12 protein-coding genes, 1 tRNA gene and 1 pseudogene are annotated in these 12,955 nt (G+C 61.6%); 12 read left to right on the top strand and 2 right to left on the bottom strand.

Annotated features, from left to right (window positions below; all coding sequences use genetic code 11):
- Window positions 1-94: 94 nt before the first annotated feature.
- Window positions 95-171 (bottom strand) — tRNA-Arg (locus tag Q0526_RS08985).
- 242 nt (window positions 172-413) lie between these two features.
- Between Q0526_RS08985 and Q0526_RS08980 the strand changes: the two genes are divergently transcribed.
- The 3 genes from Q0526_RS08980 (at window position 414) to Q0526_RS08970 (ending at window position 2,805) form a co-directional block, all read left to right on the top strand.
- A complete protein-coding gene (locus Q0526_RS08980) occupies window positions 414-1,364 on the top strand; it encodes an alpha/beta hydrolase (RefSeq protein WP_298732692.1) in 951 nt (316 codons plus the stop codon).
- Window positions 1,365-1,561: 197 nt separating this feature from the next.
- Complete coding sequence (locus Q0526_RS08975) at window positions 1,562-2,152, top strand: DUF4230 domain-containing protein (protein WP_298732690.1); 591 nt, start codon at window positions 1,562-1,564, stop codon at window positions 2,150-2,152.
- Window positions 2,153-2,172: 20 nt separating this feature from the next.
- Entirely contained in the window at window positions 2,173-2,805 is a 633-nt protein-coding gene (locus tag Q0526_RS08970; RefSeq protein WP_298732688.1) for a DUF4230 domain-containing protein, read from the top strand.
- A gap of 41 nt (window positions 2,806-2,846) precedes the next feature.
- Here Q0526_RS08970 and Q0526_RS08965 read toward each other — a convergent pair whose 3' ends face one another.
- Window positions 2,847-3,719: a patatin family protein gene (locus Q0526_RS08965; RefSeq protein WP_298732686.1), complete on the bottom strand. Its 873-nt coding sequence runs from the start codon at window positions 3,717-3,719 to the stop codon at window positions 2,847-2,849.
- Between the two features lie 137 nt (window positions 3,720-3,856).
- On the opposite strand from Q0526_RS08965, the gene aroD reads away from it, so the two are divergent.
- From aroD to Q0526_RS08920, 9 genes and pseudogenes are all read left to right on the top strand, one after another.
- Window positions 3,857-4,585: a type I 3-dehydroquinate dehydratase gene (aroD, locus tag Q0526_RS08960; RefSeq protein WP_298732684.1), complete on the top strand. Its 729-nt coding sequence runs from the start codon at window positions 3,857-3,859 to the stop codon at window positions 4,583-4,585.
- 147 nt (window positions 4,586-4,732) lie between these two features.
- Window positions 4,733-6,124 (top strand): tRNA uridine-5-carboxymethylaminomethyl(34) synthesis GTPase MnmE, encoded by a 1,392-nt coding sequence (gene mnmE, locus Q0526_RS08955; RefSeq protein ID WP_298732682.1) that lies wholly within the window; start codon window positions 4,733-4,735, stop codon window positions 6,122-6,124.
- 13 nt (window positions 6,125-6,137) lie between these two features.
- On the top strand, window positions 6,138-6,599 hold the full coding sequence (locus tag Q0526_RS08950) for a hypothetical protein (protein ID WP_298732680.1): 462 nt from the start codon (window positions 6,138-6,140) through the stop codon (window positions 6,597-6,599).
- Between the two features lie 39 nt (window positions 6,600-6,638).
- A complete protein-coding gene (mnmG, locus tag Q0526_RS08945) occupies window positions 6,639-8,531 on the top strand; it encodes a tRNA uridine-5-carboxymethylaminomethyl(34) synthesis enzyme MnmG (protein WP_298732678.1) in 1,893 nt (630 codons plus the stop codon).
- A complete protein-coding gene (gene rsmG / locus Q0526_RS08940; RefSeq protein WP_298732676.1) occupies window positions 8,528-9,232 on the top strand; it encodes a 16S rRNA (guanine(527)-N(7))-methyltransferase RsmG in 705 nt (234 codons plus the stop codon). The genes mnmG and rsmG overlap by 4 nt, the downstream gene beginning before the upstream one ends.
- Window positions 9,233-9,364: 132 nt before the next feature.
- Window positions 9,365-10,354: a ParB/RepB/Spo0J family partition protein gene (locus Q0526_RS08935; protein WP_298732674.1), complete on the top strand. Its 990-nt coding sequence runs from the start codon at window positions 9,365-9,367 to the stop codon at window positions 10,352-10,354.
- 214 nt (window positions 10,355-10,568) lie between these two features.
- Entirely contained in the window at window positions 10,569-11,333 is a 765-nt protein-coding gene (locus tag Q0526_RS08930) for a ParA family protein (RefSeq protein WP_298732672.1), read from the top strand.
- A 12-nt stretch (window positions 11,334-11,345) separates the two neighbouring features.
- Complete coding sequence (locus Q0526_RS08925; RefSeq protein ID WP_298732670.1) at window positions 11,346-12,230, top strand: ParB/RepB/Spo0J family partition protein; 885 nt, start codon at window positions 11,346-11,348, stop codon at window positions 12,228-12,230.
- Window positions 12,231-12,260: 30 nt separating this feature from the next.
- Window positions 12,261-12,955: pseudogene (locus tag Q0526_RS08920) on the top strand (serine--tRNA ligase); the annotation flags it as partial.

Below are 12,955 nucleotides of genomic sequence, written 5' to 3'. Positions count from 1 at the left end.
ATCAACGCTCGTGCTATATTCGCCCACAAGCATAGCTTGTGGTTCTTATATGAAACGAAAAGCGTGCTACGATACAGTATCATAGCACGCTTATTGGTGCGGCCGGGGGGATTCGAACCTCTGGCCTTTGGAGTCGGAGTCCAACGCTCTATCCAGCTGAGCTACGACCGCACATTGTATTTGTGTTTCCGGGATATCGGGAACTTATATAGTATACCAAACTCTGCGGGAAAATGCAAATGATTTTTTTGCGGGGGCGGACTTTTTCTGCGGGGGGCGGGGTCTTTGTATCGTGCAAAGGCCGGTGCCAAAGGGAAAGGGTTGCCGTGGCGGCGGGCAACATTGCACATTCCGTTCCATTTTGCTATACTAAGGCAGGGAGCACCTGTCTGGCTCCACACGAGGTACTTATTATGAAAAAAAGACATCTGGTCGCGGCCGGGGCGGCCGCCACGGCTGCGGCAGCGGCTTCGGTACTGGGAGCGGCCTACGGGATTTATCGGCTTTGGTTCTACCATGCGGCGCAGCCCGAGGATACCGCCGCCGAGGAAATGTCCAAGACGCTGCCCTACGGCGCCCAACTGAAAAAGGACGCCGAGGCTTTGGCCGCGGCCCCCTATGAACCGGTACAGATCACCGCGGACGACGGCACTTTGCTGGCCGCGCGGTACTATCATCACGCCGACGGCGCGCCGGTGGCCATCATCTTCCACGGATACAAGGGCTTTGCCCGCCGGGACGGCATGGGCGGCTACACGCTGTGCAAAAAGCTGGGCTACAACGTCCTGCTGCCCGACCAGCGCAGCCACGGCGCCAGCGGGGGACACACCATCACCATGGGCGTAAAGGAACGCTACGACTGCCGCGCTTGGGCTTTTTGGGCCTACAAACATTTTGGCCCCGAGACCCCGCTCTTTTTGATGGGTGTTTCGATGGGCGCGTCCACCGTGCTGCTGGCCGGCGGCTTGGATCTGCCCCCCACAGTGCGGGGCATCATTGCGGACTGCGGTTACACCAGCCCCCACGACATCTGCCGCAAGGTGCTGGCTCAAACGCTGCCCCACGCGCCGGTAGGGCCCATCTCCACCATTGGTCGGTTAGGCACACTGGTATTTGGTCACTTTGATCCCGAGGATGCCGACTGCCGGCAGGCGCTGTCCAAAACCACCTTGCCGGTCCTCTTTATCCATGGCGACGCCGACGACTTTGTGCCCGCCGCGATGAGTCAGGCCAACTACGACGCCTGCGCCAGTTCCAAAAAGTTGGTAACCATTCCCGGGGCAGGACACGCCGTGGCCTACTATGTGGACACCCCCGCCTACGAGAAGGCTGTGACAGAGTTTTTGCGGGACTGCCTTTCCTGATTTTTCCTTGTCAAAAAGCGAATGCGGAAAACCGCATTCGCTTTTTTGTTTTCTTCTTATCTCAATTTTCTCTATTGAATCCTTCTCATTTTCACATTATAATAAAACACAGAATTGGTTTTTATCAAATTTTGGAGAATCCTTGCGCCAAAAAATCCATTTCTTTTGTGGAGTTCTAAAAAATGAGGAGGTCCTATATGAAAGTAAAAATCAAAATAACCCCCAAAAGAATGGTGAGCGCAGCCGTCTTATTGGTGGTACTGATCTTCGGTATTGTGAGCTGTATCCGTCTAATGGTTTCCGACACCTCGGAAGCAAAAATACTCACAGTATCCACGCTGTCCAAAATCATTAACACCAGCGAGTTTTCCACCTATCGTACTGTCTATAATGGCGTGGCAAAGGCACTGGACGAAAAATCCCCCGATAAAGTGGACTACTACGTATCCTATCAGGCCACTGTGGAAGCCGGCATCGACTTCAGCCAAACCCAGATTGCGGTAGACGACACAGCCAAGACCGTGGTAATCACGCTGCCAGAAGTAACCGTTACTGACACAGCGGTAGATCCTGCCACGCTGGATTACATTTTTGTGGACAAAAAAACCGAAACCGCTACCGTGTCGGAGCAAGCACTGAAACTTTGTGAGGCCGATGTCCTGCAGGAGGTTTCCAGTCAAACGGCCATTTTGACCTTGGCCCACCAGAATGCGCGCAATGCAGTGGAAGCATTAACCCAACCACTGGTGAGTCAGAGTAACCCTGACTACACCCTTACCGTTCAGTAAGGCAAAAGGAGGAACCGATTATGAAAAAAGGGTTGATCGGCCTACTTGCGATCCCGATGTTGCTGCTGAACGCTTGCGGTACCCCGAAACCCGAGTCAGACCTGACGCCGCGGGTTTCCCAAATGAAGGCGATCTGCGAATTGTCGGTAATGGAGTGCTACTACCATAACGTGGCCAAATTCTACGAGGAGGACGCGGAATCCTTCCTGTTCTGGAGCAAAGACAAGGAATTTTGGATCGAGTATGGGGGCATTGTCAAACTGGGCATTGACACCGCCAATGTTGCCATCGAGGTAAACGGCGATACTGTTTCCATCGCACTGCCAGAAGCCACCGTGTTAGGCTGCAAGGTAGACCAAACCACATTGAAAGAAGATTGCTACATTGTAGCCGATGGCTCTGCCAAGGTTACCGCAGATGACCAGACCGAAGCTTTTGCTGCCGCTCAGAAAAACATGGAAGAAGCCGCTGCGCAGGATACCACCTTACTGACCATGGCCCGACAGCGAGTTCAGCAGCTGCTGGAAGAATACATTCACAACCTATCCGAGGCTTCTGGGCAAAGCTACACCATCCAGTGGCAGGATACCGCCGGACAGGCACTGCCTGAACCTCCTTCCAGCCCCACACCAACCAACAGTGATGCACCCTAACAAAAAGCCAGACGCCGGAATTTTCCGGCGTCTGGCTTTTTTCATGCTTCCAGATAGGTTTGCAGGGCGTCCAGTTGGTCCCGCATCTCGCGGCGGCCCCGGTTGTAGAGGTCCAGCAGCCGTTCGGTGTTCTTTTCGAAACGGCCGATCTCGATGGGTTGGGCGGGGCGCAGCACAAAGATCTTGCCCGCTTCTTCCAGCGCGTCGATTTGGTCCATCAGGGCGTTGTAGCGCACCTCCTGCGTGAGCAGCGTGGCCAAGAACAAGGTTTTGTCGCCGTAAAAGTCATCGTACAGGTTGATCATCCGCTGGCCGGGCATCGTTTTGCGGAAGCCCTTGTGCCGGGTGGTGATGATGACGATTTTGGCAAAGCCTTCGGTCTGGGCCCATTCCAGCGGAATGGGGCAGGAGCAGCCGCCGTCCAGATAGCTGAATTTTCCGATATGCACCGGCACTGAGACCAGAGGCAAACTGGCCGAGGCCCGCACCGCATCCAGAAAATCGAAGTCGGTCTTGCCTTTTTCAAAATAGGCCGCCTTGCCGGTTTGCAGGCAGGTGGCCACCGCCACCATCCGCTGTCCGCCATGGTAGAAGGTCTCGCTGTCGAAGGGGACCATCTGCGGGATGTCCCGCAGCATGAAGTTCAGCCCGAACAGACTGCCCCCGTTGAAAGCCGCCATCGGTCCGAAGTACCGGGGGTCTTTGCGGTAGCGCAGGTTGATGCTGGCCGACCGGCCCAGTTCGTGGGCCACATAGTTGACGCCGTTCAGCGCCCCGGCACTGACGCCGGCTACCGCCGGGAAGTAGAGGTCCTCTTCCATCAGGGTATCCAGCGCCCCCGCCGTGTATAGACCGCGCAGCGAGCCGCCCTCCAACAACAGAGCAGCGCTTTGCGGCATTGCGAAGTTTTTCATAAGAAAATACCTCCCTAAGACTTTTATTGTAACGCGCAGCGGGGCGCGGTGCAAGGGAAGAACCGCGAATTTACAGTTTTTTTAAATTGTGGTACAATACAACAAAAAGCCGTCTGTACGACAAAGGAGCCTTCCTCATGCTGCATCTGAATCCCGAAACGCCCTGCATCATTGTGCCGCTGTTCGCCCACACGCTGGAGGCGTTGACGGCGCAGGCCCGCGCCGCTCAGGCCGCCCCCGAGGCGGATGTGGTGGAGCTGCGGCTGGACCCGCTGCGGCAGGGGGACTGGCTGTCCGGGCTGGCACTGGTCCGGCAGACGGTACGCAAACCGCTGATTGTGACGATCCGCACCTCCCAAGAGGGGGGAGAGGTGCCGCTGGACGACGACACCTACCAAGAAGCCGGGCTGGCTTTATTGGCCCAAGGGGGTGTGGATGCGCTGGACATCCAGTGGCGGACCGACGCCCGGGTGGTACGCACCCTGCGGGATGCGGCGAAACGGGCTGGGGCGGCAGCGCTGTTCAGCGAGCATCACTTTGACGGCACGCCGGACCGCCACGCCATGACCGAAGCACTGCACGGCATGCTGGACGCCGGGGCGGACATTGCCAAACTGGCGGTGATGCCCCATAACCGGGCAGATGCGGCGGCCTTGCTGCTGGCCACGGCGGAGGTCCACGATGCCCGCCCCGAGGCTGTGCTGATCACGATGAGCATGGGCCGGGACGGCGCGGCGACCCGGTACTGCGGCGGGCCGTTCGGCAGCGCGGCCACCTTCGGCACCTTGTCGGCGGCCAGCGCGCCGGGCCAGCCCCCGGCCGCCAAGCTGCGCGCCAAAGGATTGACCGAAGCCGATTTGGGGTAAGAAGGGCGAGGTTTTTAAACCCACTTTCTTTGCAAAGAAAGTGGGCAAAGAAACTCCAAACAAAAAGCCCAGAACATTCCCGTCACGGGGGTTCGGGCGCCCCATTCTCTTACCTTTATATATTATGCAACATACAAGGAGCTTTCTATGGACCGTTTAGAGCAGACCATCTGTGCGCTGGCCACCCCGCCGGGGGAGGGCGGTCTGGCGGTGATCCGGGTATCGGGGCCGGACGCCTATCCCATTGTGGAGAAGGTGTTTGTGCCGGTACGGCAGGGCCGCCGGGTGGCGGACGCCAAAGGATACACCGCCATGCTGGGCCACTACCACCTGCGGGGGGAGGAGATGGACGAAACGGTAGCGTTGTTCTACCGGGCGCCCCACTCCTACACCGGGGAGGATGTGATCGAGCTGTCGGTCCACGGCGGCACCGCCATGGCCGACGGCTTATTGGAAGCGCTGCTGTTGGCGGGGGCGGCCCCTGCCGGACCGGGGGAATTTACCCGCCGGGCGCTGGAACACGGCAAGCTGTCCCTGACGCAGGCCGAAGCCGTGATGGAAGTCATTGCGGCCAACGGACGGCAGGGGGCAGCGCTGGCCAAATCCGCCTTGGACGGGCGGCTGGCCAAACGCATTGGCGGCATCCAGACGGCGCTGCAAAGCCTGAACGCCCACCTGACCGCTTGGGTGGACTACCCCGAGGAGGATGTCCCCGAGCTGTCCGACGCGGCGCTGACCGGCACGCTGCTGGCCCAGAAAGCCGAGCTGGACGACCTGATCGCCGGGTACGGCGCCGGGGCGGTGCTGCGCCACGGGGTGGACTGCGTGCTGTTGGGACGGCCCAACGTGGGCAAAAGCACCCTGTTGAATCTGTTGGCCGGGTTTGACCGGGCCATCGTAACGCCGGTGGCAGGCACCACCCGGGACATCGTGGAGCAGGCGGTCCAGTTGGGGGAGATCCGGCTGAACCTGTTTGACACCGCCGGGGTGCGGGAGGTAGGCGCCGACGGCGACGCCATCGAGGCGGAGGGCATCCGCCGCAGTTGGAAGAAGCTGGACGAAGCGGGGCTGGTGCTGGCGGTATTTGATGCCGCCCAGCCGCTGGACGAGGCCGATCTGGACATTGCCCGCCGCTGCCAAGGCCGGCCGGCGCTGGCCATCCTGAACAAGCAGGACTTGGCCGAATCCACCGAGGCCGCCCAGACCGCGCTGGCCCCCTATTTCAAACAAGTTTTGACCCTCTGCGCCAAGGACGCCGCCAGTTTGCAGCCTCTTTCGGCGGCGGTGGCGGCCCTGTTGGGCACCGCCAAACTGGACCCCCGGGCCGGGCAGCTTTGCAGCGCTCGGCAGTTGGCCGCCGCCACCCGGGCCCGGGACGCCGTGGCGGAAGCGCTGCAAGCCAACCGGGACGGCTTTGGGCTGGACGCGGTGGCGGTCTGCCTGACCGACGCCCTGCAAGCCCTCTGCGACCTGACCGGCGAGGACGCCGCCGACGCCACCATCGACGAGGTCTTTGAGACCTTCTGCGTGGGCAAGTGAGGGGAGGCCATCCATGAATAAAGTTCTGCTTTGGTTGGGCATCCTCTTCACGGCGCTGGGCATCGTTTTTGTGGCGGCAGGCGGCACACTGGCCTTGTTGGTCGCGCCGCTGCTGGGTCTGGTGGCCCTGCCCGGTGGCATCTTTCTGGTGCTGGGTCTGGCATTTTTGGGCACCATCGCCCGGATCCGCCGGGACCGCACTTGGCTGCAAGAGAATGGCCGGATCATCGAGGCGGATATTCTGGGGGTCCAGTACGACACCCGGGTGCGGGTGAATGGCCGCTGTCCGCTGGTATTGCAGTGTCAGGCGGTGAACCCCGCCGACGGCAAGGTATATGTCTTTGAGAGCGACAGCCTGTGGTTTGACCCCACCCCGTTTTTGGAGAACCGGGACAAGATGCCCGTGCTGGTAGCCCCCGACAACTACCACCGGTATCAGGTCTTGACCGAGGACGTTTTGCCGGAACAGGGGTAATGCCCCTACACAATCAACCATAGAGGGAAACACAACGTTATGGATATTTTGGGAAATTATGACGTGATCGTGGTGGGCGCGGGCCATGCCGGCATCGAAGCCGCCCATGCGGCGGCGGTGCTGGGCGCCAAGACCGCCGTCTTCACGCTGACTTTGGATTTTATCGGCAACATGCCCTGCAACCCGTCCATCGGCGGTACGGCCAAGGGGCATCTGGTGCGGGAGGTGGACGCGCTGGGCGGCCTGATGGGTCTGGGCGCCGACGCCACCTTTTTGCAGAGCCGGATGCTCAACCGGGGCAAAGGCCCCGCCGTCCACAGCCTGCGGGTGCAGACCGACCGCAAGCGGTACCACATCTGGATGAAGCACGCCTTGGAAAAGACCCCCAACTTGGACATCCACCAAGCCGAGATCGTCGGCGTGGACGTGCAGGAAGGGCGCATCGTGGGGGTCATCACGGCGCTGGGCGGCTACTACGGCTGCAAGGCCTGTGTCATTGCCACCGGCACCACCTTGGGCGGGCGGATCTTTGTGGGGGAAGCCCACTACGACGGCGGCCCCGACGGCACCCACGCTGCCACCGCCTTGACCCGGTCGCTGGTGGACCACGGCTTTACCCTGCGCCGCTTCAAGACCGGCACCCCCGCCCGGGTCCATCGCCGCAGCATCGATTTCTCCAAGCTGGAATGCCAGCCCGGTGACCCCGACGAACTGCTGCAGCCTTTCAGCTTTTTGACCCGCGCCCCCATGCACAACAAGGTGGACTGCTACATCGCCTACACCAACCCCGAGACCCACAAGGTCATCCTCGACAACCTGCACCGCTCCCCCCTCTACGGCGGGGACATCCAAGGCGTGGGACCCCGGTACTGCCCCTCCATCGAGGACAAGGTGGTGCGCTTCAAAGAAAAGCAGCGCCCCCCCATCTTTGTGGAGCCCTGCGGCGAGGACACCGAGGAGATGTACCTGCAAGGGCTTTCCTCCAGCCTGCCCGAGGCGGTCCAGAATGCCATGTACCGCACCATCGTGGGCTTTGAACATCTGGAGATCATGCGCCCCGCCTACGCCATCGAATACGACTGCGTGGACCCCACCACCCTGAAACCCACCTTGGAGAGCAAGGTGGTGGCGGGCATCTACGGCGCCGGACAGTTCAACGGCACTTCCGGCTACGAGGAAGCCGCCGCCCAAGGTCTGCTGGCCGGGCTGAACGCCGCCCGCCATGCGTTGGGCAAGTCCGAACTGGTGCTGGCCCGCCACACCAGCTATCTGGGCACCTTGGTGGATGATCTGGTCACCAAGGGGGTGCTGGACCCCTACCGCATGATGACCAGCCGCAGCGAATACCGTCTGTCCCTGCGGCAGGACAACGCCGACGAGCGGCTGACCCCCATTGGCCGGGAGTACGGTCTGGTGGACGACGCCCGGTGGGCGGTCTTTTGCCACGACCGGGACATCAAGCAGGCCGAACTGAAGCGGCTGCAAAACGCCCACATCAAGTTAGCCGACCTGCGGGCGGTGGTGCCGGAGGGCACCGAACTGGGCGAGAGCGGCGGCACCGCAGCCGAGCTGATGCGCCGCCCGGCCATCACCTATGAGCGGATCGCCGCGGTCATCGGCCGAGGCGAAGGGGTCACCCCCGCCATGGCCCAGCGCATCGAGACCGAGATCCGCTATGCGGGCTACATCGCCCGGGAGGAGCGGATCATCCGGGACATCCAGCGCCACGAAAACGTGACCATCCCCGAGGACTTCGACTATGCCCCCATCGAAACGATGACGCTGGAATCCCGGGAGAAGCTCTGCAAGATCCGGCCCCGGACGCTGGCCCAGGCCGGACGGATCCCCGGGGTCTCCCCCAGCGATCTCGCCCAGTTGAGCATCGTACTGCTGAAAGCCCGCGCCGACGGGCAGAAAGAGGAAACCCTATGATCGACAAGGAACGTCTGGCCCAAAAATGTTCCACGTGGAACATTGCCCTCTCCCCCACCCAGTTGGACCTGCTGGACCGCTACGCCGAACTGCTGGTGGACTACAACCAGAAAGTCAACCTGACGGCCATCACCGCCCCCGAGGGCATCGAGGACCGCCACTTTGCCGACAGCCTGCTCTTTGCCGCCCAGCCCGAAGTGGCGGGCAAGCTGGTGGACGTGGGCACCGGCGCGGGCTTCCCCGGTGTGGTGGCCAAGATCTACAAGCCCGATTTGCAGCTCACCCTGATGGAACCCACCGGCAAACGGGTGGATTTCCTCAAATATCTCTGCGCCGAACTGGGCCTGACCGGCATCGAGTTCGCCAAGGAACGGGCCGAGGAAGCGGCCCGCAAAGTCTGGCGGGAACAGTTCGACGTGGCCTGCGCCCGGGCGGTGGCCGCGCTGCCGGTGCTGTGTGAATACTGCCTGCCGCTGGTCAAACCGGGCGGGGTCTTCATCGCCCTGAAAGGCCCCGAGGCCGACGCCGAAGCCAAGGCCGCGGCCAACGCCCTGCATAAGCTGGGCGGCCAATACCGGGAAACCCGCACCTTTACCCTGCCGGACGGCAGCGCCCGGGGGCTGGTGGTCTGCAAAAAAATATCGCAAACTCCGACGGTTTACCCCCGGAACGGCGGAAAAATCGCAAAAAAACCGCTGTAACACCGCGAAAAACGCCCTTTTGGGACGAACGATTTTTGTTCCCGTTTGCGGCACGATGTGCTATGCTTTTTGTAGAAAAAGCATAGCACTTTTGTTTTATCGGGAGATTGCGCCCGCAGGGAGGAAATCATCGTGTCCAGAAAAGAAAGCCAAAAACCGGGCCGCGTGATGCTGCTGCCCATCGACAGCATCGAGCCGTCGCCCTATCAGGCCCGCACCGCCTTCGACGAGCCGGAGATCGCCGCCTTGGCGGTGAGCATTCTGCAAAACGGCCTGCTGCAGCCCATCAGCGTGCGGCGGGTAGGGCTGCGGAAATACCAACTGGTGGCCGGGGAACGCCGTCTGCGGGCCTGCCGTCTGGCCAAGCTGGAAAAGATCCCCGCCATCCTGTCCGACTTCGACGACAGCGAATCGGCGGCGCTGGGTCTTTTGGAAAACCTCCAGCGCAGCCAGTTGGACCCCTTCGACACCGCCCGGGGCATCAAGGAGGTCATCCGGCTGTGGGGCTGCACCCAAGCCGAAGCCGCCCGCCGTCTGGGCCTTAGCCAGCCCGCCTTGGCCAACAAGCTGCGCCTGCTTACCCTGACCCCCGAACAGCAGGACCTGTGCACCGCCAACCATCTCAGCGAGCGGCACGCCCGGGCGGTGCTTCGCCTGCCGGAAAGCCGCCGCACCGCGGCGCTGGAAAAGATCGCCCGGGAGAATATGAGCGTCCGTCAGGCCGACAAGCTGGTGGACACCATGCTGGCCGCCCCCAAGGCCCCCAGCCCCTGCCGCAAGACCATCCCCATGGTGCGGGACGTGCGGTTCTTCGTCAACACCTTGCAGCACGCCGTGGACCTGATGACCCAAAAGGGCATCGCCGCCACCACCAGCTGCGATAAGCGGGACGGTTGTCTCGAGTACATTGTCCGCATCCCCGTGGGCACCGATGGCCGGGTGGCCACCGGCACCCCGGCCCCCTCTGCCGCCGCCCCGTCCCCCGGGGCTGGGCAGGCAGCTCCCCTCTCCCCGGCTGGTGCCGGGGTTTCCCCCGCCGTCCCGGCCGCTGCTGCGGTTCCCCCTGCTCCCGACGCCGACGCCCCCGCCGACCGCGAGAGCTTTGCCGTACAGCTGCTGTGACCTCCTTTCCCCCTTCCACGGCGCACCGGGCTTTCCGGTGCGCCGCGCTTTTGTTTTTGGAAAAGCGGGTGATTTGCCCCCGGGAATGTTCCACGTGGAACATTCCCGGGGGAGTTTTTTCTGCAAAACCCTTTTTAAAGGGGGCAAGCTGTGCTATAATAGGGTGCGGACGCAGTTTTTGCGCCCTATTTTGCAACAAAGAGGAGGGTACGCCGTGGCCAAAGTCATCGCGGTAGCAAACCAGAAAGGCGGCGTGGGCAAAACCACCACCGCCGTCAACCTGAGCGCCTGCGTGGCTGCGCTGGGCAAAAAGGTCCTTGTGGTGGACCTGGACCCCCAGGGCAACTCCACCTCGGGCTACGGCGTGGCCAAAAATAAGCTGGACGCCGACATCTACACCTGCCTCATCGACGATGACGATGTGCGGGATGCCATCGTCAAGACCGAGTACAACGCCGACCTGCTGCCTTCCAACACCCAGTTGGCGGGTGCGGCGGTGGAACTGGTCAGCATCCCCCGGCGCGAAATGCGGCTGCGGGCTGTGCTGGCCCCGGTGGTCCCCCTCTACGACTATATCTTCATCGACTGCCCGCCCTCGCTGGATCTGCTGACCATCAACGGCCTGTGCGCCTGCGATACCGTGCTCATCCCCCTACAGTGCGAGTTCTTCGCGCTGGAGGGCCTGACCGAGCTGATGAACACCTTAAAAACGGTGCGCAAAAAGTACAACCGGTATCTGGACATCGAGGGCGTGCTCTTCACCATGTATTCCGGCCGGCTCAACCTGACCATGCAGGTGGTGGCCCAAGTCAAGAAATACTACGGCGACAAGGTATTCAAGGCGGTCATTCCCCGGTCGGTGCGCCTGAGCGAGGCGCCCAGCTTCGGTATGCCCATCAACTTCTACGAGCCCAGCGGCAAAGGCTGCGAAGCCTACATGGAGCTGGCCCGGGAATTTTTACACAACAACGAGCGGTAAGGAGGTACGCCGATGGCCAAACGCAAACTGGGAGGGTTGGGCAAAGGACTGGACAGTCTGTTTGCCGACCTACCCGAAACCAGTGCCGACGACGCCGGCGTGACCACCCTGCCCTTGCGGGAGATCGAACCCGACCCCGAGCAGCCCCGCAAAAAGTTTGACGACGAGGCGCTGGCGGGTCTGGCGGCCAGCATCACCGAAAACGGTCTGCTGCAGCCCATCGCGGTGCGGCCCAAGCGGATCGGCACCGGGTATCTGATCATTGCCGGCGAGCGCCGCTGGCGGGCGGCTCGGCTGGCCGGGCTGGACGAGGTGCCGGTCCTCATCAAGGATGTGACCGACGAACAGGCCGCAGCCTTGGCCCTCATCGAGAACCTCCAGCGGGAGGACCTCGACCCCATCGAAGTGGCGGAGGGCTGCCGTCAGCTTATCGAAAAATACGGCCTGACCCAAGAGACCGCCGCCAAGCGGCTGGGCAAAAGCCGCAGTGCGGTGACCAACTCGCTGCGGCTGCTGGCCTTGCCCGACGATGTGCGGGCGCAGGTCAGTGCCGGTACGCTCAGCGCCGGTCATGCCAAGGTGCTGCTGGGTCTGCCCAACGAGGAGCTGATCCAAGCCGCCGCGGCAGAGATCACCGACAAAGGCTTGAACGTGCGGCAGACCGAGGCGCTTTGCAAGAAGTTGTCCAAGCCGCCCAAGCCCCCCAAACCCAAACCCGACGCCTTTACCCGTCCCAAGCGGGCGGTGGAAGTGGAAGCCGCGCTGAAGGAAGTCACCGGCAGCGAGGTCCATGTAGAGTACAAGGATGGCAAAGGCAGCCTGAAAATCGACTTTTACAGCGACGAGATGCTGCAAAAGTTCGTCAGCCTGCTGGGCCAGTACGACCCCGAATCCTGAAGGAAATTACCATAGAGGAGTGCATCAATCATGTTAGACATTCGCTTTGTCCGCGAAAACCCCGAAGCCGTCAAGGAGAACATCCGCAAGAAGTTCCAAGACGCCAAGCTGCCCTTGGTGGATGAGGTCATCGCGCTGGATGCCGAGTACCGCGCCGCCATCGGCGAGGCCAGCGACCTGCGGGCCAACCGCAACAAGCTGTCCAAGCAGATCGGCATGCTGATGGGACAGGCCAAGAAAGACCCCAGCAAAGCCGCCGAGGCGGAAGAGGTCAAAAAGCAGGTCACGGCTCAGGCTGACCGCCTGAAGGAGCTGGAAGCCAAGGAGACCGAGCTGCAGGCCAAGATTCAGGAGATCATGTACACGATTCCTCAGATGATCGACCCCAGCGTGCCCATTGGTCCCGACGACAGCCACAACGTGGAAGTCCAGCGGTTCGGTGAGCCGGTGGTGCCCGACTACCCCATCCCCTACCATGTGGACATCATGGAGAGCTTTGACGGCATCGATCTGGATTCCGCCGGTCGGGTCGCGGGCAACGGCTTCTACTATCTGCTGGGCGACATCGCCCGCCTGCACGAAGCCGTGCTGGCCTACGCCCGGGATTTCATGATCGACAAGGGCTTCACCTATGTGATCCCGCCCTTCATGATGCACGGTGACGTGGTCAAGGGCGTTATGTCCTTCCCCGAGATGGACGCCATGATGTACAAGATCGAGGGCGA

The organism is uncultured Subdoligranulum sp., assembly GCF_937890665.1.
The sequence above is the reverse complement of the archived record's forward strand: the minus strand, read 5'-3'. Positions and strand labels throughout refer to the sequence as shown.

Coding starts and splice junctions, on each gene's coding strand:
- Q0526_RS08980 (WP_298732692.1), top strand. CDS start 414: ATGAAAAAAAGACATCTGGTCGCGGCCGGGGCGGCCGCCACGGCTGCG.
- Q0526_RS08975 (WP_298732690.1), top strand. CDS start 1,562: ATGAAAGTAAAAATCAAAATAACCCCCAAAAGAATGGTGAGCGCAGCC.
- Q0526_RS08970 (WP_298732688.1), top strand. CDS start 2,173: ATGAAAAAAGGGTTGATCGGCCTACTTGCGATCCCGATGTTGCTGCTG.
- Q0526_RS08965 (WP_298732686.1), bottom strand. CDS start 3,719: ATGAAAAACTTCGCAATGCCGCAAAGCGCTGCTCTGTTGTTGGAGGGC.
- aroD (WP_298732684.1), top strand. CDS start 3,857: ATGCTGCATCTGAATCCCGAAACGCCCTGCATCATTGTGCCGCTGTTC.
- mnmE (WP_298732682.1), top strand. CDS start 4,733: ATGGACCGTTTAGAGCAGACCATCTGTGCGCTGGCCACCCCGCCGGGG.
- Q0526_RS08950 (WP_298732680.1), top strand. CDS start 6,138: ATGAATAAAGTTCTGCTTTGGTTGGGCATCCTCTTCACGGCGCTGGGC.
- mnmG (WP_298732678.1), top strand. CDS start 6,639: ATGGATATTTTGGGAAATTATGACGTGATCGTGGTGGGCGCGGGCCAT.
- rsmG (WP_298732676.1), top strand. CDS start 8,528: ATGATCGACAAGGAACGTCTGGCCCAAAAATGTTCCACGTGGAACATT.
- Q0526_RS08925 (WP_298732670.1), top strand. CDS start 11,346: ATGGCCAAACGCAAACTGGGAGGGTTGGGCAAAGGACTGGACAGTCTG.